Source organism: Rubrivivax soli, assembly GCF_049810355.1.
Lineage (GTDB): Bacteria > Pseudomonadota > Gammaproteobacteria > Burkholderiales > Burkholderiaceae_C > Rubrivivax.
The window spans coordinates 3,410,096-3,430,831 of sequence record NZ_CP187368.1 but is presented as its reverse complement, the minus strand read 5'-3'; the positions used below and the strand labels follow the sequence as shown (position 1 = coordinate 3,430,831).

The 20,736-nt window shown below is 74.5% G+C and carries 17 protein-coding genes and 1 pseudogene; 9 read left to right on the top strand and 9 right to left on the bottom strand.

The annotated features are described in order from the left end of the window. Both ACPOLB_RS15620 and ACPOLB_RS15615 read left to right on the top strand, forming a co-directional pair. Positions 1-522, top strand: coding sequence for a DUF523 domain-containing protein (locus ACPOLB_RS15620; RefSeq protein ID WP_425256926.1), 522 nt, complete (start codon positions 1-3; stop codon positions 520-522). 2 nt (positions 523-524) lie between these two features. Further along, entirely contained in the window at positions 525-1,973 is a 1,449-nt protein-coding gene (locus ACPOLB_RS15615; RefSeq protein WP_425256925.1) for a TIR domain-containing protein, read from the top strand. Between the two features lie 10 nt (positions 1,974-1,983). Here the strand turns inward: ACPOLB_RS15615 and ACPOLB_RS15610 are convergent, their stop codons facing one another. Together ACPOLB_RS15610 and ACPOLB_RS15605 are read right to left on the bottom strand one after the other, a co-directional pair. Further along, positions 1,984-3,273, bottom strand: a complete 1,290-nt coding sequence (locus tag ACPOLB_RS15610) for a DEAD/DEAH box helicase (protein WP_425256924.1) — start codon at positions 3,271-3,273, stop codon at positions 1,984-1,986. Next, positions 3,270-5,327, bottom strand: coding sequence for a M13 family metallopeptidase (locus ACPOLB_RS15605; RefSeq protein WP_425256923.1), 2,058 nt, complete (start codon positions 5,325-5,327; stop codon positions 3,270-3,272). The genes ACPOLB_RS15610 and ACPOLB_RS15605 overlap by 4 nt, the downstream gene beginning before the upstream one ends. A gap of 95 nt (positions 5,328-5,422) precedes the next feature. Here ACPOLB_RS15605 and ACPOLB_RS15600 point away from each other — a divergent pair, with 95 nt between their 5' ends. From ACPOLB_RS15600 to ACPOLB_RS15590, 3 genes are all read left to right on the top strand, one after another. Next, complete coding sequence (locus ACPOLB_RS15600; protein WP_425256922.1) at positions 5,423-6,322, top strand: alpha/beta hydrolase; 900 nt, start codon at positions 5,423-5,425, stop codon at positions 6,320-6,322. Between the two features lie 132 nt (positions 6,323-6,454). Beyond that, complete coding sequence (locus tag ACPOLB_RS15595; protein WP_425256921.1) at positions 6,455-6,811, top strand: 2TM domain-containing protein; 357 nt, start codon at positions 6,455-6,457, stop codon at positions 6,809-6,811. Positions 6,812-6,877: 66 nt separating this feature from the next. Continuing rightward, on the top strand, positions 6,878-7,852 hold the full coding sequence (locus ACPOLB_RS15590; protein WP_425256920.1) for a ProQ/FINO family protein: 975 nt from the start codon (positions 6,878-6,880) through the stop codon (positions 7,850-7,852). Between the two features lie 36 nt (positions 7,853-7,888). Here ACPOLB_RS15590 and ACPOLB_RS15585 read toward each other — a convergent pair whose 3' ends face one another. Together ACPOLB_RS15585 and ACPOLB_RS15580 are read right to left on the bottom strand one after the other, a co-directional pair. Further along, positions 7,889-9,184 (bottom strand): M16 family metallopeptidase, encoded by a 1,296-nt coding sequence (locus tag ACPOLB_RS15585; protein ID WP_425256919.1) that lies wholly within the window; start codon positions 9,182-9,184, stop codon positions 7,889-7,891. Positions 9,185-9,224: 40 nt separating this feature from the next. Continuing rightward, positions 9,225-9,902, bottom strand: coding sequence for a CatA-like O-acetyltransferase (locus ACPOLB_RS15580; RefSeq protein WP_425256918.1), 678 nt, complete (start codon positions 9,900-9,902; stop codon positions 9,225-9,227). Between the two features lie 34 nt (positions 9,903-9,936). On the opposite strand from ACPOLB_RS15580, the gene ACPOLB_RS15575 reads away from it, so the two are divergent. Further along, positions 9,937-11,163: a CynX/NimT family MFS transporter gene (locus ACPOLB_RS15575; protein WP_425256917.1), complete on the top strand. Its 1,227-nt coding sequence runs from the start codon at positions 9,937-9,939 to the stop codon at positions 11,161-11,163. On the opposite strand, the gene ACPOLB_RS15570 is transcribed toward ACPOLB_RS15575, so the two are convergent. Beyond that, on the bottom strand, positions 11,126-13,012 hold the full coding sequence (locus ACPOLB_RS15570) for a M3 family oligoendopeptidase (RefSeq protein WP_425256916.1): 1,887 nt from the start codon (positions 13,010-13,012) through the stop codon (positions 11,126-11,128). The genes ACPOLB_RS15575 and ACPOLB_RS15570 overlap by 38 nt on opposite strands. Positions 13,013-13,194: 182 nt before the next feature. On the opposite strand from ACPOLB_RS15570, the gene ACPOLB_RS15565 reads away from it, so the two are divergent. Next, on the top strand, positions 13,195-15,153 hold the full coding sequence (locus ACPOLB_RS15565) for a C1 family peptidase (RefSeq protein WP_425256915.1): 1,959 nt from the start codon (positions 13,195-13,197) through the stop codon (positions 15,151-15,153). A gap of 118 nt (positions 15,154-15,271) precedes the next feature. After that, positions 15,272-17,068 carry a tetratricopeptide repeat protein gene (locus ACPOLB_RS15560; protein WP_425256914.1) on the top strand — a complete coding sequence of 599 codons (1,797 nt, stop codon included), beginning with the start codon at positions 15,272-15,274 and terminating at the stop codon, positions 17,066-17,068. A gap of 31 nt (positions 17,069-17,099) precedes the next feature. Here the strand turns inward: ACPOLB_RS15560 and ACPOLB_RS15555 are convergent, their stop codons facing one another. Then, the gene (locus ACPOLB_RS15555) at positions 17,100-17,909 is read right to left on the bottom strand and encodes a hypothetical protein (protein WP_425256913.1); all 810 of its coding nucleotides are present in this window, start codon (positions 17,907-17,909) and stop codon (positions 17,100-17,102) included. Positions 17,910-18,085: 176 nt separating this feature from the next. On the opposite strand from ACPOLB_RS15555, the gene ACPOLB_RS15550 reads away from it, so the two are divergent. Beyond that, the gene (locus ACPOLB_RS15550; protein WP_425256912.1) at positions 18,086-19,360 is read left to right on the top strand and encodes a cation:proton antiporter; all 1,275 of its coding nucleotides are present in this window, start codon (positions 18,086-18,088) and stop codon (positions 19,358-19,360) included. Between the two features lie 7 nt (positions 19,361-19,367). On the opposite strand, the gene ACPOLB_RS15545 is transcribed toward ACPOLB_RS15550, so the two are convergent. The 3 genes and pseudogenes from ACPOLB_RS15545 to ACPOLB_RS15535 all read right to left on the bottom strand — a co-directional run. Continuing rightward, positions 19,368-19,814, bottom strand: coding sequence for a PRC-barrel domain-containing protein (locus tag ACPOLB_RS15545; RefSeq protein WP_425256911.1), 447 nt, complete (start codon positions 19,812-19,814; stop codon positions 19,368-19,370). 42 nt (positions 19,815-19,856) lie between these two features. Further along, a complete protein-coding gene (locus ACPOLB_RS15540; protein ID WP_425261868.1) occupies positions 19,857-20,354 on the bottom strand; it encodes an IS5 family transposase in 498 nt (165 codons plus the stop codon). A gap of 110 nt (positions 20,355-20,464) precedes the next feature. After that, positions 20,465-20,620: pseudogene (locus ACPOLB_RS15535) on the bottom strand (transposase); the annotation flags it as partial. Positions 20,621-20,736: the final 116 nt, after the last annotated feature.

The following is a 20,736-nucleotide window of genomic DNA, read 5'->3' as shown; positions in this document are numbered from 1 at the left end:
ATGAATGACGCCGCGGGCACGCGCTTGACCACGCCGCGTGTGCTCGTCAGCGCCTGCCTGCTGGGCCAGGCCGTGCGCTACAACGGCGGCGACAAGCTCTGCACGCACCCCGCGCTGCGGCGCTGGCTGGCGGCGGGCTGGGTGCTGCCGCTGTGCCCCGAGATCGCGGGCGGCCTGCCGGTGCCGCGGCCGCCGGCCGAGATCGCCGGCGCCGCCGGCGGCGCGCAGGTGCTGGCCGGCAGCGCCCGTGTCGTCGACGTGCACGGGGCCGACGTCTCCGCCGCCTTCCTGGCCGGGGCCGACCACGCACTGCGGCAGGCACAGCTGCACGGCGTGCGCGTCGCGGTGCTGAAGGAAGGCAGCCCGTCCTGCGGGTCGTCCTTCAGCCACGACGGCAGCTTCAGCGGCACGCGCGTGCCCCTGCCGGGTGTCGCCACCGCCCGGCTGCGTGCGGCCGGCATCCTGGTGTTCAGCGAGCTGGAACTCGACGCCGCCGACGCCGCCCTGCAGGCCGCGGGCTGACGATGCAGCTCTTCCTGTCCTACCCGTCGGCCGAACGCCCGTTGGCCGAGCGCCTGCTGCTGGCGCTGGAGGCCGAAGGCCACCAGGTCTTCATGGACCGCCACGACCTGCCCGCCGGCCAGTCCTTCCACCAGCCACTGCGCGAGGCCATCGAAGCCGCCGATGCGATGGTGGTGCTGGTGACGCCGGCCGCGGTGGCGCCAGGCAGCTACGTGCTGGCCGAACTGGAGATCGCGCGCCTGCGCTGGCGCCGCCCAGCCGGCCGCGTGCTGCCGGTACTGGTGCAGCCCACGCCCATCGCCAGCCTGCCGCCGTGGCTGAGCGCGGTGACCGTGCTGCAGCCGCGCGGCGAACCCGTCGCCGAGACCGTGGCCGCGGTCGCCCGGCTGCGCGCCGCCGCCACGGGCGGGCGCGGCCGGCGCATCGCGGTGTCGGCCGCGGTGGCGCTGGTGCTCGGCGTGGGGGGGTGGCAGCTGGCCGAGCGCCGCGCCGCCGAGGCCCGCGCGGCCGAAGCCGCCGCGCTGCAGGCACAGGCCGCGCAGCTGCTGCCGCTGTGCGTGGACGGCCAGCACGCAGCCACCCTGCAGCAGCTGGGCACGCTGGCCGCCGGCGCGCCGCCATCGTCCGCTGCCGCACCCGCGCTGCACGCCGCCCACCAGGACTGCGCGCTGCGCTGGCTGCGCGAGATGCGCGCCACGCGTGGCGGCCCCACGCCGCGCAGCTTCGCCGAGCAGGTGGCGGTGGTGCAGCCGGTGCTGCTGCAAGGCCTGGCCAGCGCCCAGGGCCAGCGCGCCGCCGACCTGCGCGCCCACCTGGGCTGGGCCGCGTTCCTGCTGGCGCGCGAAGGCGCGGCCGGCGGCGACCCGTCGGCGCTGTGGCAGCAGGCGCTGCAGGACGAACCCGGCAACGTCTACGCCCACGCGATGTGGGGCCGCGCGCTGCTGCCGGCGCGGCTGGCCGAAGCGCAGGCCCACTTCGAGCAGGCGCTGGCCGCCGGCCGCGAGCGCGCCTTCGTGCGCACGCTGCAGTTCGGCGGCGCGCTCGGGGCCGGCGCCGACGCCGCGGCCTATGCGCTGCAGGTGGCCGACACGATGCAGCGCGGCGGCGAGCCGCTGGCGCCCGAGCTGCGGCTGCGGCTGTGGAACCACGCCTTCGGCATGCGGCTGCTGCAGCCCGACGACCGTGCCGTGCTGCTGGCAGCGCTGCCGGGGCCGGCGCTGCTGGCGCTGTTCGACGCGCTCTACCCGGCGGCACCGGGCACCGGCCAGGAGGCGCTGTGGCAGTTCGACCGCGCACTGCTGCAGGCCCAGGCCGGCGACCGCGACGGCGCCCGCGACGCCCTGCAGGCGCTGGCCGAAGACCTGCTGGCTGCCGGCCAGGACGGGCGGCTGCTGGCCGAGACCGAGCAGGCGCTGAAGACGCTGGACGCGACGTCGGACGCCGCGCGCTGAAGCACGCTGCTCAGCGTGCCGGCCCGGCCTTCGCGGCCAGCGCCGCGGCCTCGCGCAGCTTGTCCTTCTTGCTCTTGCGCCGGCCCTTCACGCCGCCGTGCGGATCGGCCGGCGCCAACAGCACCGGCGCCGCGGGCTCGAAGCCCGGCACCGTCTCGCGCGGCACGCGCAGGCCCTGGCGCTTTTCGATCAGCCGGAAGTGCGCCTCGCTGCCCGGCGCGTCGGCGAGCACGAAGCTGATCGCCAGCCCCGCGGCGCCGGCACGCCCGGCGCGGCCGATGCGGTGCACGTGGTCCACAGCCGAGCGCGGCAGGTCGTGGTTCAACACCACGCCCAGCTGCGGCACGTCGATGCCGCGCGCGGCCAGGTCGGTGGCCACCAGCACCTGCAGCGCGCCGGTGCCGAAGTCGGCCAGCGCCTGCGCGCGGCGGCCGGTGCTCAGGTCGCCGTGCAGCGCCGCAGCCGGCACACCACCCTGCCGCAGCTTGTCGGCGACACGCTCGCTCGCGTGCTGCGTGGCCACGAACACCAGCACGCGCGGCCAGCCGGCGCTGCGCAGCAGCTGGCGCAGCAGCGGCGTGCGGCGCGCGCTGTCGACGACGATGGCGCGCTGCGTGATGTCGGGCCCCACGCCAGGACCGCCGCCGGCCGCGGCCGCCTGCACCACCAGCGGGTCGCGCAGTGCGCCGGCCGCCAGCGCCGACACCGTGTCGGGCAGCGTGGCCGAGAACAGCAGCGTCTGCCGCTGCGGAGGCAGCAGCGCCAGCACGCGGCCCACCTCGTCGGCGAACCCCAGGTCGAGCAGGCGGTCGGCCTCGTCGAGCACCAGGCACTGCACACCGTCCAGCCGCAGCGCGTTGTGCGCCACCAGGTCGAGCAGCCGGCCCGGCGTGGCCACCAGCAGCGGCACGCCGCCGCGCAGCGCCAGCAGCTGCGGGTTGATCGACAGCCCGCCCACCGCCAGCACCGCGCGCTGCTGCGGCGCCAGCGTGCGCAGCACGCGCGCCGTCTGCGCCGCCAGCTCGCGCGTGGGCGCCAGCACGAGCACGGCCAGGCGGCGGTCGCCGGCCGGCGCCTGTTGCAGGCGCTGCAGCAGGGGCAGCACGAAGGCCGCGGTCTTGCCGGCGCCGGTGGGTGCGCGGGCCAGCAGGTCGCGGCCCGCCAGCACGGCCGGGATGGCCGCGGTCTGCACCGGGGTCGGCGTGTGCCAGCCGGCTGCGGCCGCCGCCTGCACCAGCGCCGGGCGCAGGCCGAGCGCGGCGAAGTCGTCGGCCGCAGCCGTGTCGGGCACCGGGTTCACCAGACCGTGATCGGGTCGGCCGGTGCCATCGTGGCGCCGCTCTTGCACTGGAAGGTGGCGGCAAACGCCGGCATGTTCGACAGCGGCCCGAGCACGCGGTACGGTCCCGGGGAGTGCACGCCGGTGCGCAGCTGGTTCACCAGCTGCTCGGTGCGCAGCTTGCTGCGCCAGATCGTCGCGTAGCCGAAGAAGAAGCGCTGCTGCGGCGTGTAGCCGTCGATCTTCTGCGCCGCGCGGCCCTCGCGCTGCAGCGCGATCTGCAGGGCGTCGAAGGCGATCTGCACGCCCGAGAAGTCGGAGATGTTCTCGCCCAGCGTCTGGCGGCCCACGATGCGCTGGCCCGGCACCGGCTCGTAGCGGCTGTACAGCGCGGCCACGCGGTCGGCGCGGGCGCGGTACGCGGCGGCGTCTTCGGGGGCCCACCAGTCGCTGAGGTTGCCGTCGGCGTCGAACTGGCGGCCGCGGTCGTCGAAGTGGTGCGTGATCTCGTGGCCGATGACGCTGCCGATGCCGCCGTAGTTCAGCGCGTCGTCGGCTTCTTCGTCGAAGAACGGCGGCTGCAGGATGCCGGCCGGGAAGATGATGTCGTTCAGGCTGCCGGCGAAGGCGTTGACGATGTGCGGGCTGCTGTTCCAGCGGCTGCGGTCCACCGGGCGCTCGAGGTCGGCCATGCGCTCGGCCATCAGCCACTCGGCCACGCGCAGCCGGTTGCCCGCGAAGTCGTCGGCGCGCAGCTGCAGCCCCTCGTAGCGCTTCCACTGCGCCGGCACGCCGATCTTGGGCGCCAGCGCGTCCAGCTTGGCCAGCGCACGCTGGCGCGTCACCGGACCCATCCACGACAGCGTCTCGATGCGCCGGCGCATCGCGGCCTTCACGTCGGCCACCATCTGCAGCGCGCGCGCCTGCGCACGCGGCGAGAAGTGGCGCGCCACGTACAGCTCGCCCAGGCCTTCGCCGATGGCGCTGGCGCCGATGTCCTGCACCACCTGCTCGGCACGCGGCAGCGGCTGGCGCAGGCCGCGCACGGCAGCGCCGTGGTACGCGAAGTGCGCCTCGGCATACGCCTGCGGCAGGCGCGGCGCCAGCGTGTCGAGCAGCCGCACGCGCAGGTAGGCGCGCCAGGTGGCCAGCGGCGTGGCTTCGGCCTGCCGGGCCAGCGCCGCCGCCACGCCGGGCTCGCTGAGCACGAAGCGCAGCTCCGCCGCCGCCGTGCTGCCGCGCCCGGTGAGGGCGGCGACGAAGGCCGTCCAGTCCAGACCCGGCGCGGCCTGCGCCAGCGTGGTGGCGGTGAAGACGTTGTAGACGGCGTTCGGGTCGCGCAGCGCGGCACGCGGCTGCATCGCCTGCGCGAGCGTCTTCTCGAACGCGACGATGCCGTCCAGCACGGGCGCCATCGCGGACGGCTCCACCGGCGCGCCCGACAGCGTCAGCAGTGCCTGCAGGTAGCTGCGGTAGGCCGCCACCAGGCGCTGCGTGCGCGCGTCGTCGCTGCCGTAGTCGCCGCGGTCGGGCAGGCCCAGGCCGCCCGCGCGCAGCTGCAGCGCGTAGCGGCGCTTGTCCTTCGCGTCGGGGCCCACGCTCGCCAGCAGCGGCGCGCCGCCGGCCACGCGGGACAGCGCGCCCAGCAGCGCCGGCAGCTCGGCCGGGGTCTTCAGGCCGTCGATGCGCGCCAGCCACGGAGCCAGCGCCTGCAGGCCGGCGCGTTCGACGGCCGCCGTGTCCATGCCGGCGGCGTGGTCGGTCGCCACCAGGCGCTGGCCCGGCGTGGGCAGCCGCTCGGGCGCGGCGCTGCCCTCGGCCAGCGCCGCCGACAGCCGCTGCGCGTTCAGCGCGCGCAGCTGGTCGAAGCTGCCGATGCGGCCGCGGTCGGCGGGCAGCTCGGTGGCGGCGAGCCAGCGCGCGTTGACATGGCCGTAGAAGTCGCTGCAGGGATCGATCTCGGGGCTGAGGCTGCGCGGGTCGAACGTGGACGCCGTGGTCGACGCCGCGGCGGCGGCGCCGCTCAGCACGCACAGCGCGACAGCGGCCAGAAGGTGGGGCTTGGGCATCGGCATGGCCGCGAGCGTAGCGGAACACGGCCCGGCCCGGCCGCCCCGGCTTCGGCCGGCACAGCCCATGGGTTTTCCCTTGCTGCGATCATCGCGGTCCGATGCTGCAACGACTGCTCTCCTCCCGCTGGCGCCGGCTGCTGCTGGTGCTGCCGCTGCTGGCCGTGCTGCTGGTGTCGGGCTGCGCCGTGCTCGACGAACAGCAGCGGCGCTGGATCTTCCAGCCGAGCAAGCAGTCCTGGGGTGGCGGCGCCGCGGCCGAGGGCATGGACGAGGTGTGGATCGAGCACACCCCGCCCGGCGCGCGCGGCCCGGTGCGGCTGCACGGGCTGTGGCTGCCGCAGGACGACGCTGCCGCACCGACGCTGCTGTACCTGCACGGCGCGCGCTGGGACGTGCGCAGCAGCGCCAGCCGCATGCGGCGCATGCACGACCTGGGCTTCAGCGTGCTCGGCATCGACTACCGCGGTTTCGGCCAGAGCACCGACGCGCTGCCCTCGGAAGACAGCGCCCACGAAGACGCGCTCGCCGCCTGGCAGTGGCTGCGCGCGCGCCAGCCGCAGGCGAGCAGCTACCTGTACGGCCACTCGCTGGGCAGCACCATCGCCGTGCGCCTGGCCGCCGAGCTGCCGCCGGCGCAGGCCCCGGCCGGGCTGGTGCTGGAAGGCGCGTTCACGTCGATCCCCGAACTGGTCGGCACCTTCAAGTACGGCTGGCTGCCGGTGGGGCCGCTGATCAGCCAGCGTTTCGACGCCGGGGCGCGCATCGGGCAGCTGCAGATGCCGTTGCTGGTGGTGCACGGCAGCGAAGACCGCCTGGTGCCCGCGTCGCTGGGCCGGGCGCTGTACGAGCGCGCCGCGGCGCCCAAGCGCTTCCTGCTGGTCGACGGCGGCACGCACCACAGCGCCAGCCGCACCGGCTTCGACGCCGTGCGCAGCGCGGTGCGGCAGCTGTTCGGCGTGCCGGCCCCGGGCGCGGACCGCCTGCTCGGCGGCCACTGAAGCGGCCCGCCCCGCGCGGCTGTCGATTCGCGCCGCAGCGCTGCCGTTCGTCGCAAGGCCGCTGCGCCGGCGCGTGCCGCGTCCTATCGTGCATGCCATGCCGTCACCGTGCACGGCACCAGGAGCACCGCGATGAACCCCCTCGACCTCGTCTTCCGCCCCATCAAGAACATCACGCAGGCCGTGGTGATGCCGTTCAAGGCGCTCTTCGTCGTCGGCCTGTGCGCGCTGATCAACCTGATGACCTCGCCCGGGCACTGGTGGTTCCAGTGGGTGGCGCTGGGCATGGGCATCGCGGTGGTGGTGGCGCTGGCGCGCGGCGCCAAGTCGCTGCTGCTGCTGGCGCTGCTGTTCTTCGGCGGGCGCTGGGTCTACCGCCGCTACGGCGCGCAGGCCAAGGCGCAGTTCGATGCCTGGGCCGAACGCACGCAGCCGCAGGCCGCGCAGGTGGTGCAGGCGCTGCGCAACGTGGCGACGCCGGCACGCTGAACACGGCGCTGGGCGTGCGGGCGCGGGTGCGGCGACAATCCGCGTCCGCACACGTGCTGCCCGCCCATGCCGAACGAACCCCAAGACGAGTCCCTGCCGGCCGATCCGGCGGCCGCGCACGCCAGCGCCGACCCCGCTGCCCCGGACACCCCGGTCGCTCCGGCGGACGCCCCCGCGGCGGTGGCCGAGGGGGCTGCCGCGGCCGATGGGGCCGCTGACGCACCACCGGACGCTGCACCGGACGCTGCAACCGTGGCCGCCACCGAGGCATCCGCCGCCGCGCGGCCCGAGGTGCCCGAGCTGTCGCCGGCCCAGGTGGCCACACGGCTGGCCACGCTGTTCCCGGCGCTGTTCACGCCTGGCCAGGCCAAGCCGCTGAAGCTGCGCATCCAGGCCGACATCCAGCAGCGCGCACCGGGCAACTTCACGAAGAAGTCGCTGTCGATCTACCTGCACCGGCTGACCACGAGCACGCCCTACCTGGTGGCGATGAGCAAGTCGCCGTCGCGCTACGACCTCGACGGCCAGCCGGCCGGCGACCTGGCCGCCGAGCACCGCGAGGCCGCCACCCAGGAACTGGCGCGCCGCCGCGGCCTGCACGAGGTGCGCCGCGCCGCCGAGAACGCCGCGCGCCGCCAGGCCGAGCAGCAGGCGCGCGCGCAGCATGCGGCCGAGCACGAAGCCCGCCGCGAACGCGCGGCCATGCTGCGCGCCTTCGAGACCAGCACGCTGACCCGCGCCAACTTCTGCGCGCTCAAGCGCATCACCGACACCGACCTCGAGGCGGTGCTGGTGCAGGCGCGCGCCGAGCGCGCCGAACGCCCGCCCGAGCCGCCGCGCCCCCACGACGACCGCGGCCCGCGCCCGGACCGCGGCCCGCGCGGCGAGCGCGGTGAACGCAGCGACGGCCGGCCGCCGCGCCAGGGCCGACCGGGCGGCGGCCCGCGCGGTGGCCGCGGCGGTGGCGGCGGCGGTGGTGGTGGTGCCGGAGGTGGCGGCGGCAAGCCGCGCCCGCCGAACGCCGGCCCGAACGCACGCTGAAGGACAGCCGCGCCAGCAGGCCGAGACGCGCGCGCCTCAGCCCGCCCGCAGGCCCAGCGACGCCATCACCGCACGCACGCGCTCGCTGGCCGCGCGCGGCACGGCGCCGGCTACTGCCACCGACACGCCGGCGGCCAGCAGCGCCGCGAAGGTCTGGCGCACGCGCTCGGCACTGACCGCCTGCACCGACGCCAGCCAGTCGGCGCGCGAGCGGATCGCGCCACGCGCGTACAGCTCCAGCACGGCGTCCTCCAGGCGCCGGTACGGCCGCTCGTGGGCCCGCAGCCGCCGCACCGCGAGCTGGTGGCGTGCGCGGTCCAGGTCCTGCGGGTCGACGCTGGCGGCCTGCTCGGCCAGCAGCTGCAGCACCTCGCGCAGCAGCTCGTCGAGCTGCTCCGGCGCGGTCGAGGCCTCGACCACGAACTGACCGCAGCACTCCAGCAGGTCGGCCGAACACGCGGTGTAGTAGGCCAGGCCGCGCTGTTCGCGCACGCGGTCGAGCAGCGGCGAGCTCATGCCCTCGCCCAGCACCGCGGCCGCCACCAGCGCGGCCGGGTCGTCGTGCGCCAGCGACGGGATCGCGCCGCCCAGCACCAGGTGCACCTGGCTGCTGCCGGCCTCGCGCTTGCTGGCGATGTCGCCCAGGTACGGCACCGGCGGCAGCGTGTGCGGGCTGCCTGCGGCCATGTCGCCGAAGGCCGCTTCGGCAGCGCGCACCACGGCCTCGGCGTCGACACGCCCGGCCGCGCCGACCACGATGTTGGCGCCGCTGTACTGGCGCTGCACGTGGCCCACGAGGTCGTCGCGCGTGAAGCGCTCGATGTTGCGCCGCGTGCCGATCACGCTCTGCGCCACCGGGTGGGTGCCGAAGCAGGCCTTGTCGAAGAGCTTGAACGCGGTGGACAGCGGGTCGTCCTCGTCCTCGGTGCACTCGTGCAGCAGCACCTGGCGCTCGCGTTCGAGCTCGTGCGCCGGAAAACTGGCGTGGCGCACGATGTCGCCCAGCATGCCGACGAAGGACACCGCGTGCTCGGCCAGCCCGTGCATGTAGAACGCGGTGTGGTCCTTGTCGGTGTGCGCGTTGACCTCGGCGCCCAGGCGTTCCGCATCCAGGTTGATGCGGCGCGCGTCGCGCGTGGCCGTGCCCTTGAAGAGCATGTGCTCGATGACGTGGCTGACCCCGTTCAGCGCCCGGCTCTCGTGCGCGCTGCCGCTCTTGACGAAGACCGCGACGCTGGCGCTGTCGACGTGCGGCACGTGGATGCTCAGCACGCGCACGCCGTTGGGCAGCGTGGCGAGCGTGGTGTCGGTGTCGTGGCCTTTGGGGTGCATGGGCGCGATTGTGGCCGCGCGCCCCGCCCCTGACGCCGTCTCAGGCGCGCTGCGGCAGCCAGTCGCCGGGGCTGCGCAGCGCGGCCTCGAAGCCCTCGATGTAGCGGCCCAGGTGCAGCCCGTCCATCAGCGCGTGGTGCACCTCCACCGACAGCGGCAGCCACTCCCGCGCGCCGTCGCGGTCGATGCGGCCGAAGGCGAGCTTGGGCACGGCGTCCTCGCGGCCCCAGTTGCGCGCGTGCGAGAAGCTGGTGAAGTGCACCCAGGGCAGCGTCGTGAAGTGCAGCAGGCCCTGGTCGTCCGGGCGCGGCTCGAAGCGCGTGCCGGGCGCGCGCACCGCGTCGACGGCCGCGGCTGCCTGCACGGCGAAGCGGTCGTAGTCGTCGTCGTGGTCGAGGTAGGCGAAGCCGAAGCTCTCGTCGTCGCGCAGCACGGTGGTGGCGCCGTGCACGACCGCGTGCTCCCACACGCGCCCGCCCTGCAGCCGCAGCCGGAAGGGCTGCTGCGCGTTCGCCAGCCGCAGCGCCACGAAGTAGCAGGCCAGCATCACACGCCCGGCGGGCGTGCCGGCGCGGCCGGCCAGCGCGGCGCGCAGCGGCGCCACGTCCACGCGCGTGCAGACGTTGAAGTACGGCTTGTCGAAGCCGCGGAAGAACGTGAACGCGTCACGCCGCGGCCAGGTGCTGGTGTCGAACTCGGTGCTGAACTCGGAACTCATCGCTGCATTCTCGCGCGGCGAGAATGGCAGCCTCATGCCGCGCCTGCACCCTGCCCACATCGTCATCCTGGCCGGCGTCTGCGCCGCGCTGCACGTGGGCAAGCTGCCGCCGGCCATCCCCGCGCTCCAGCAGGCGCTGGGCCTGACGCTGGTGCAGGCGGGCTTCCTGCTGTCGCTGGTGCAGGCCGCGGGCATGGCGCTCGGCGTGGGCTTCGGCGTCGTGGCCGACGGCCTGGGCCCGCGCCGCAGCATGCTGCTGGGGCTGGCCGTGCTGGTGCTGGCCAGCGCGCTGGGCGGCTTCGCCACCGGCGTGGCGGCGCTGATGGCGCTGCGGGTGGTGGAAGGCTTCGGCTTCCTGCTGGTGGTGCTGCCCGCGCCGGGGCTGGTGCGGGCGCTGGTGCCGCCGCAGCGCGTGGCCGCGGTGCTGGGTCTGTGGGGCGCGTACATGCCGCTGGCCACCGCGCTGGCGCTGCTGACCGGGCCGCTGGCCATCGCCGCGGTCGGCTGGCGCGCCTGGTGGTGGGCGCTGGCGGCGGTGAGCGCGGCGATGGCGCTGTGGCTGCGGCGCGCCGTGCCGGCCGACGCACCGGGCCGGACCGCGCCCGCCCCGTGGCGGGGCCGGCTGACCACCACGCTGGCCGCGCCCGGGCCGTGGCTGGTGGCGGTGTGCTTCGCCATGTACTCGGGCCAGTGGCTGGCGGTCGTGGGCTTCCTGCCGGTGGTCTACGCGCAGGCCGGCGTGCCGGAAGCCGCCACCGCCGTGCTGACGGCCCTGGCCGCGGCCGCCAACATCGCCGGCAACGTGGCGTCGGGCCGGCTGCTGCAGCGCGGCGTGGCCGCGCCGCGGCTGCTGGCCGTGGGTTTCGCGACGATGGGCGTCGCCGCTGCCGTGACCTTCGCGGCCAGCACCTGGCCGCCGGCGCTGCGCTACGCCGCGGTGCTGCTGTTCTCGAGCGTGGGCGGCCTGATCCCGGGCACGCTGTTCGCGCTGGCGCTGCGGCTGGCGCCGGGCGAAGGCACGGTGTCGACCACCGTGGGCTGGGTGCAGCAGTGGTCGTCGGTGGGCCAGTTCGCAGGCCCGCCGCTGGTGGCCTGGGTGGCCAGCCGGGCCGGCGGCTGGCAGTGGACCTGGCTGGCCACCGGCGCGTGCTCGCTGGCCGGCCTGGCGCTGGCAGCGGCGATCGCCGCCCGGCTGCGTGCGCTGCCAGACCCGGCGGCGGCGGCTACTTCTGGTCGAGCAGCCGCTCCATCTGGTCGATGATGCCGTCCATGCGCCGCAGCAGCGCCTGGTAGGGCGCGGGCGTGGCCAGGTCGACGCCGGCCGCCTGCAGCAGCACGTGCGGCGGCGCCGAGCCGCCGGCGCGCAGGACGTTCAGGTAGGTCTCGCGTTCCTTCTCGCCGCCGCGCAGCACCTGCTCGGCGAAGTGGGTGGCGGCCGTCACCGAGGTGGCGTACTGGTACACGTAGAACGGCCGGTAGAAGTGCGGGATGTAGGCCCACTCCTGGCACACCACCGGGTCGATCTGCATCACGCCCGCGTCGGCGCCGTGGTACTTGCGCAGCAGGTCGCAGTACAGCGCGGTGAACTTCTTGCCGCTGAGCGCCTCGCCGCGCTCCATCGCGTCGTGCGCCTGCAGCTCGAACTCGGCGAACATGGTCTGGCGGAAGAAGGTGGCACGCAGCCGCTCCAGCGACTCGCCCAGCACGAACAGCCGCTCGTCGCGGCCCCGCGCCTGCGCCAGCAGGTGCTCGGACAGCAGCACCTCGTTGGCGGTCGACGCGATCTCGGCCGTGAACAGCGGGTAGCGCGCGGTCTCGTAGGGCTGCGCCGCCTGCGCCAGCATCGTGTGGATGCCGTGGCCCCACTCGTGCGCGTAGGTCGACAGGCTGGTGTAGTCGTCCTGGTGGTTCAGGAACACGAAGGGCACGAGGCCGTAGACGCCGGTCTGGTACGCGCCGCCCTGCTTGCCGTCGGCAGGCCGCACGTGCATCGAGCGCACCGACAGCGCGCGCTGCAGCAGGCGCTGGTAGTCGGCGCCGAGCGGCCGCGTCGCGTCCAGCGTCAGCTGCGCCGCCACGTCGGGCGGGTAGCGCCGCTCCGAGCGCACCAGCGCCGGGTAGATGTCGTGGTAGGCCAGGTCGGGCAGGCCCAGCATGCGCTGGCGCAGCCGGAAGTAGCGGTGCAGCACCGGCAGGCCGGCATTGGCCTGCGCCACCAGCATGCGCAGCACGGCCTCGGGCACCTCGTCGTCGGCCAGCGTGGCGGCCACCGCCGTGGGGTACTGGCGCAGCTTCGCTTCGACGACGCCGGCGCGCACGCGCGTGGCCAGCGTGCTGCCGAAGGTGTTCTCGTACTGCCGCAGCGCGCCGAAGAAGGCCGCAAAGGCCTGCTGGCGCACGGCGCGGTCGGGGTGCTGGCGCAGGCGTTCGTAGCCGGTGTCGGAGACGCGCACCGTCTGGCCTTCCACCGTGAGGCTGGGCCACACGATGTCGGCGTTGACCAGCAGCGAGCGTGTCTCGCCGGCGGCGCGCAGCACCGGGCCCAGCGCGGCCAGCGCGCCCTCGGCCTCGGCGCCCAGCGTGTGGCGGGCCGCGCGCAGCACCTGGCGCAGGTTCACCGCGTGGCGGGCCAGGCCCGGTTCGCTGCGGATGAAGGCCTCCACCTTGTCGCTGCCCACGGCCTGGATCTCGGGGTCGACCCAGGCCCGCGCCGCGCCCCACTGGCCCCACAGCGCCTGCATCAGGCCCATGCGCTCCTGGTTGCGCGCGGCGCGGCTGTCGGTGCTGTACTGCGTGGAGGCGTAGACCCACACCCGCTCGCCGCGCAGCTGCAGCGCCGACAGCGTGTCCAGCGCCGTGCGCAGCGCGGCGGCGTTGCTGCCCAGCGTGCCGCGCAGCGCGGCCAGCTTCGGCAGCTCGGCCAGCAGCGCCTGGCGCTCGGCGTCCCAGGCGGCGTCGCTGGCGAACAGCGGGCGCAGGTCCCAGACCAGCCGCTCGGGTGCGTCGGCCATGCCGGCCGGCTGGCCGGGCTGGGCCGGCTGCGCCGCGGCGGCCACGGGCAGCAGCAGGGCCAGCGCGAGGGCGCCGTGGATGCGGGTGAAGCGGAACATGGCGAAGCCTCCGTTGAAGGGCGGCGACGATAGCCGAGTGCCCGGCGCGCAGCAATCGCGCGCCCGCTGCGGCGCAGCACGCCGGTCCGCACGGCGGTTGACGCCGGGGCTTGACCGTATCGACGGACCTCCCCGAGCATCGGCGCCGGCCGCCTGCGTCTCGGGCGGCGGGGAGACACGCCATGGCCACCCGCAAGACCGCCACGAAGGCATTCACCAAGGCACCGACCAAGCCGCCGAAGAAGACACCGGCCGCCGCCACCGCTGCCAGCCGCATCCAGCGCGTGGCGCGTCCCGACGCGCTGGACTTCCGCGACCGCCCGTTCCGCCCCAACGTCTCGGTCACGCCCGCGCCGACGCACTTTCCCAAGATCGTGCTGCCGGTCAAGCACCAGGGCGAGACCAACGCCTGCACCGGCTTCGCGCTGTCGCTGGTGGTCGAGTTCCTGCTGCGCCGCTCGGGCCGCGAGCCGAGGGCGCGGATCTCGCCCTTCATGCTGTACTCGATGGCGCGGCGCTACGACGAGTTTCCGGGCGCTGTGAAGGACGACGGCTCCAGCGCACGCGGTGCGCTCAAGGGCTGGTTCAAGCACGGCGCCTGCCGGCTGCAGCTGTTCGACGGCATCTCGATGCCGCCGGCCAGCGACAAGCTCGAGGACGACTGGTGGTTCGACGCCGTGCAGCGGCCGCTGGGCGCCTACTACCGCGTCGAGCCCAAGAGCATCGTCGACATGCACGCGGCGCTGAACGAGGTCGGCATCCTCTACGTCACCTCGGGCTGCCACGCCGGCTGGGACGAAGGCTTCGATGCACCCCGCCTGGCGCGCCGCCCCACGAGCTTCAAGAACGTGTGGGTCATCCCGCGCCGCGGCGGCCAGGCCGAGCACCCCGGCCACGCCTACGCGCTGGTGGGCTACAACGAGACCGGCTTCCTGGTGCAGAACTCCTGGGGGCCCGAGTGGGGCAGCCACGGCTACGCGATCCTGCCGTACGACGACTGGCTGGCCAACGCGATGGACTGCTGGGTGGCGCAGCTGGGCGTGGTCACGCACGAGCACCGCGCCATCGCCGGCGCGATGACGCTGCGCCAGGGCGGCGACGGCCGCGTGCAGCTGGCCGCCAACGAGGTGCTGCGCGACCGCGAGATCTCGCCCTTCATCGTGAACCTGGGCAACAACGGCGCGCTCAGCAATGCCGGAGAGTTCCGCACCCAGCCCGATGACGTGCGCGCCATCGCCGACGTGCAGCTGGCGCTGGCCCGTGAACGCTGGGGGCTGCAGGACCAGCCCGTCGACGTGTGCATCTACGCCCACGGCGGGCTGGTGGGCGAACGCGCCGCTGCGCGCATCGCCGCGCGCTGGATCCCGGCGCTGTACGACGCGCGCATCTTCCCCGTCTTCCTGATGTGGGAGACCGACCTGTGGACCACCATCGCCGGCCGCATCGACGACGCCGTGCGTGGCGTGCCACGCACGGCCGGCGGCTTCGGCCAGACGCTGGAGCGCTGGTGGAACCGGCGCCTGGAGCGCCTGCTCGCGCGCCCGGGCACGCAGCTGTGGGGCGAGATGAAGCAGAACGCCGACGCGATGAGCGCCTACCACGAAGGCGTGGCCGACGACGCGCAGGCCGGCGCGGTGCTGCTGTACCGGCACTTCAAGCACAAGGTCGGCAACCGCCAGGTGCGGCTGCACCTCGTGGGCCACTCGGCCGGCAGCATCGTCGCCAGCTTCATGATCGACCGGCTGGTGGCCGACGGCATGCCGCTCGCGTCGCTCAGCCTGATGGCGCCGGCCGTGCGCGTGGACACCTTCGACCGCCTGGTGGCGCCGCAGATCGAGCGCGGCGTCGTGCAGCGCTTCCAGACGCTGCACCTGAGCGCCCGCGCCGAGGAAGACGACCCCACCTGCGGGCCCTACCGCCGCTCGCTGCTGCACCTGGTGAGCGAGAGCTTCGAAGGCGGCAGCGGCGTGCCCATCTTGGGCATGCAGCAGCACTTCGACGCCTACCAGGCGCGGCGCGGCCTGCCCAACACCACCGCCATCGTCTCGCCCGGCCCCGAGGTCGCCAGCACCACGCACGGCGGCTTCGATGACGACCCCGGCGCGCTGGCGCGCGTGATCGCGTTCATCCGCGGCACCTGAAGCCCCCCTGGCGCCGCGCGCAAGTGTGCGCAATCGCACTGCAACGGGCCCGCGGACGGCCGGCACCAGGCCCGTGCTTGGGTAGGCTTGCACGCTTGCCCGCCACCGAGAGCGCCTGTTGAGCTACACCGTCCAACTCTGGGAACAACCCGCGGGCCAGCCGCTGCCGGCGGACGCTGCGCAAGTGTGGACACAGCTGCAGGGCCTGCTGGCCAGCCCCGACGCGCCCGGCGCCCGCCTGCACGCGCTGGCGCGGCAGCTGCGCGCGCAGTTTCCGGGCGACGACACCGACGGCGACGCGGACGACAGCGTCTTCGCCGAAGGCCCGCCCGACGCAGGCGGCGCGGGCGCCGTGTGGGTGCTGGCGCTGTCGCACCACCACCCCGACTTCGACCGCGTGCATGCCGTGATCGCGGCACGCGCGATGGCGCTGGGCCTGAACATGGCCGATGAGCAGGCCGCCGAGCTGTACCTGGCCGACGGCCGCGTGTTCGGCGACCGCCCCGGCGCGCAGTGCGTGCACGCGATGGCGGCGTACACCTGCGGCGACCTGCCGCAGGCCTGGCAGGGCTTCCTGGAGCTGTCGGGCCGCGGCAACGGCGCGGCCCTGCGCAACCTGGCGGTGATGGCGATCAACGGCGAGACCGTGCCGCGCCACCCTGCCCTGGGTCTGGCGCTGCTGACGCTGGCGGGCTGCGACGACGACGCCGCCCCCTTGCGCCGGCAGCTCCGCCCCGACCGCCTCGCCGAAGCCGACACGCTGCTGCAGCGGCTGCGCCAGCCCGGGCAGCTGGTGCCCGTGGTGCGCAGCACGGTGGCGCAGGCCGATTCGCTGTCGGGCCTGTCGCTGGTGCCGCTGGCCGACGAGGCCGCCGCGGCCAGCGGTGCGGCGGCACCCCCCGCGAGCCCCGCGGTGCAGGCCCTGGAGCAGCGCGCCCGCCAGGGCGACCGCGAGGCCTGCCTGGCGCTGGGCCGGCACTACAAGGCCGGCGACGGCGTCGCGCGCGACGACACCCAGGCCGTGCGCTGGTGGACGCAGGCCGCCGAACAAGGGCTGCCGCAGGCGCAGTTCAACCTGGGCGTGAGCCTGTCGGCCGGCGCCGGCACGGCGCGCGACGACACGCTGGCCCTGAAGTGGTTCGGCCTGGCCGCCGACCAGGGCCACGCCGAGGCCACCTACAACCTGGGCGTGATGCACCTGCGCGGCATCGGCATGCCGGCCGACCCGGTGGCCGGCAAGGCGCTGCTGACGGTGGCGCTGCAGCGCGGCAGCACGCGCGCCAAGGTGCCGGCCTCCGAGCCCGCCGAGCAGGCCCGCGTGGTGGCGCTGGCCGCGCTGCTGGCACCACCGGGGCAGCTGCTGTCGGCGCTGGCCGCGTGGCGGCGGCGGCGCGAGGCGCTCGTCGACGGGGCCGCTGCTGCGCCGGCGGCAGCCACGCCTGCCGCACCCGCCACCGCATCGGCCGCCGCGGCCCCCGACGCGCCCCCTGTCGGCACGGCCCCCGTGCCGGCAGCTCGGAAGCGCACGCGCGACCGGCCGGACCGTGCGCAGACCGGGCCCCAAAGCCGCAGTGACCGGAACCACCGCGACGGCAGGGACAGCCGCCACGGCAGCAGCGGCCGGTCGACCCGCCGTCGCAAGACCCGCAGCGGCGCCGGCCCGCTGGGCCTGGCCGCCGGCGTGCTGGGCACGCCGCTGCTGCTGCTGCTGGCGCCCACGCTCGGCACGGCGGCGTTCCGCGTGCTGCTGGGCCTGGTGTGCGCCGCAGCGGCCTGGGGCGTGTGGCGCGTGGGCACGGCGCTGGGGCTGGGCCGCGCCAAGACGCTGCCGCTGGCCGCGCTGGCACTGGTGCCGCTGCTGAACCTGGCGGTGTGCCTGGGCCTGGGCCTGCTGTGGTGGCGCCGCCGGCACTGAGCCGGCCCACGGCATCCGGAGCTGGCTGCGGTCAGCGTTCGCGCCGGTCGTCGTTGTGCTTGTTGTCGTTGCCGCGGTGGTCGTTGCCGCGGTGGTCGTTGCCACGGTTGCCGTTGCTGCGGTTGTCCTGGCGCCTGTCGTCGGGCCGCTGTGCGTCGCGCCGCGGGACGGCGTTGTCGTCCCGTGCGCCGTCGCGCGGGCTGCCCCTCGGCGCGTCCGTGCCGCGCTCGTCGCCACGCGGCGGCGCATCGCGCCGCATCACCGGCTCGCGGCGCGGCCGCGGATCGTTGTCGTCGCGGATGCTGCGCTGGCGGTCCAGGTCCTGCGGGTAGCGGCTCTGCGGGTACTTGCGCTGGTACACCGGCAGCGGCGCCGGCGGCGGCACGGCGCGGCGGTCCCAGCGGTCCCAGCCCGGGCGGCGCTGCTGCCATTCGCGGCCCCAGTGGTCGTCCCAGCGCGGCGGTGCGTCGCGTCGCCAGCCGCCGAAGTACGGCGGCGGCTGGCGGTAGTAGCGCACCGGCACGCGCAGCACGAACAGCGGCACCACGTCGCGCGCGGCGCGGTGCCACGGGCCGTTGTACCAGTCGCTGGCGTACCAGTCGTCGTTGTCGTAGACCCAGTACAGGCCGTCGTAGAAGAAGTAGTTGCCCTGCACCTGCGGCGCGTAATACACCGGGTACCCGGGCACGCGCTGCAGCTCCGGGAACACCGGCAGCTGGATGCCGATGCTGACCCCGGGCAGGTCGATGCCGATGCCCAGCGAGATCTGGGCGTGCACTGCGGGCACCGCGCCCAGCAGCAGCGGCAGGCTCAGGCACAAGGACGACAGGATGGGATGCATGGCGGCGGTCTCGCAACGGGCCCGCCGTCGTCGCGGCCGCAGGATGCGCCGCGACGGCAGGCACCATGGCGCCACCGTAGGCGCATTCCCGGCCGGCTTCGGTGCGCTGGCGCACCGAGCGGTGCGGGCCCCGGTGGCGCGCAGCCGGCACCGTGCCGGCACGCGTATGCTGGCCGATGGACTTTGCACTCTGGCTCGCGATCGGCGGTGCGCTGCTCGTGCTGATGGCGCTGGGCGGCTCGCTGCTGGCGCGGCTGCCCGTGAGCACCTCGATGCTGTACCTGCTGGCCGGCCTGGCCGTGGGCCCGCTGGGGCTGGCGCTGGCCGCGCCCGAGCTGGTGCAGCAGGCCGTGCTGCTGGAGCACCTGACCGAGGTCATCGTGCTGCTGTCGCTGTTCACCTCGGGCCTGAAGATGAGCGTGGGCCTGCGCGACAAGCGCTGGCTGGCGCCGCTGCGGCTGGCGCTGCTGTCGATGCTGGCCACGGTGGCGCTGATCACGCTGGCCGGCGTGGCGTGGCTGGGCCTGCCGCTGGGCGCGGCGGTGCTGCTGGGCGGCATCCTCGCACCCACCGACCCGGTGCTGGCCACCGACGTGCAGGTCGACGACCCCGCCGACCGCGACCAGCTGCGCTTTGCGCTGACGGGCGAAGGCGGGCTCAACGACGGCACGGCCTTCCCGGTGGTGATGCTGGGCCTGGGCCTGCTGGGCGCGCACGAGATCGGCGCGGGCGGCTGGCGCTGGCTGGCGGTGGACGTGCTGTGGGCCACCGCGGCGGGGCTGGCCGTCGGCGCCGCGCTCGGCACCGGCCTCGGCCGGCTGGTGCTGTACCTGCGCCGCCGCCACCAGGAGGCGCTGGGCAGCGAGAACTTCCTGTCGCTGGGCCTCATCGGCCTGGCCTACGGCATCGCCGTGCTGGCGCACGGCTACGGCTTCCTGGCGGTGTTCGCGGCCGGCCTGGCCTTGCGCCACACGGCGCAGCAGGCGAGCCCGCCGCGGCTGCCGCTGGCAGCGCCCGCCCCCGGCGCCGAGGCACCCCCCGCCGACGTGGCGCAGGCGGTGATGGACTTCAACGAGCAGCTCGACCGCATCGGCGAGATGGCCGGCGTGGTGGTGATCGGCCTGCTGCTGTGGGCCGTGCCGTGGACGCCTGCCGCCTGGTGGTTCGTGCCGCTGATGCTGCTGCTGGTGCGGCCGCTGTCGGTGGCCATCGGCCTGGGCCGGGCGCGCACGACGCCGCTGCAGCGGCGGCTGATCGGCTGGTTCGGCATCCGCGGCATCGGCTCGCTGTACTACCTGTGCTACGCGCTGAACCACGGCCTGCCGGCGGCCCACGTCGACACGCTGGTGGGGCTGACGATGGCCGTCGTGGTGACGTCCATCGTCGTGCACGGCGTCTCGGTGACGCCGCTGATGGCCCGCTACCGCCGCGTGCGGACGCCGAGGCGGTAGGTGCCGCTCACATCGGCAGCGTCGTCGGCCGCGGCACTTCGGTGCCGTACCAGTCGTGGATGCCCTTCTCCCAGGTGGCGTCGGCCATGTCGGGCCAATGGTCCTTGTCGAAGCCGGGTGCGCTTTCCAGGCGCTCGCGCGTCACGTCGAGCGTGAAGCACTTGTTGACCGTGTCGAGCTTCAGCGCCTGCCAGGGCACGGCGAACAGCTTCTCGCCCACGCCCATGAAGCCGCCGAACGACAGCACGGCGTAGCTGACGCGGCCGCTGCGCATGTCGAGCATCAGTTCCTTGATGTCGCCCAGGTCGTCGCCGCCCTTGTTGACGACGTCGTTGCCGATCAGCGTGTCGGCACCCATCAGATGCGGCCCCGGGCCGTGCCGCCCGTCCGGCCCGGTGCCCACCGTCGGGTGCACCTTGTACATGCCGTAGGCGTCGCGTTCTTCGTAGTTCATGCCGATCTCCAAGCAGTGGGTGGAGAGCCAGACTAGGGCCTGTTAACACAACCGCAGGCCGTCAGCGATCAGCGCGAAGCTGATGAAGGCGATGAACATGACGTCGAGCTTCTCGAAGCGGGAGAAGATGCGGCGGTAGCCCTTGAGCCTGCGGAACAGGCGCTCTACCTCGTTGCGACGCTTGTACATCGCCCGGTCGTATTCCCATGGCTCGATGCGCGTGCTGAGTGGGGGCACGACGGGGACGAAGCCCAGATCGAGCGCAAGCTGCCGAGTCTCGTTGCCCTCGTAGGCGCGGTCCATGATCAGGTGAAGAGGACGATTGGGCGGCCCCAGCCGCTTCAACAGCTCTCGTCCCTCGGGTGCATCGTGCGCCTGGCCTGGCGACAGCGAGAACGTTATGGCCGTGCGTGCGTCCGCAGCGAGGAGGTGGATCTTGGTGTTCCAGCCACCGCGGGACTTGCCGATAGCCTGCGGACCGTTTTTTTTCGAGCACCAGTGCCGTCCGGGTGCACCTTCACGCTGGTGCTGTCCAGGCAGACGGACTCGATCTTGATCTGCACGACCTGCGCACGCTGCAACTGCTCAAACGCCTTGTCGAGCACGCCGGACTTGGCCCAGCGGCTCATGCGCGTGTAGATCGTGTGCCAATTGCCAAACCGCTTGGGCAGACCGCGCCACTTGCAGCCGTGCTCGGCCACGTAAAGGATTGCGTTAAGCACTTGCAGATTCGACAGGCTGACGTTGCCTCGCTGGCGGGGCAAGCAGTGTTCGATCTGGGCAAACTGCGCTGCGGTGATCTCCATGGCCGCAGTGTCAAGACAATGCGGCTTCGGCGCAATTAGTGTTAACAGGCCCTAGGCGGCCACCCCTGCAGCGTCTGTTCGACAGCGCACCGCGCCCGCCGCGGGCATGATGCGGC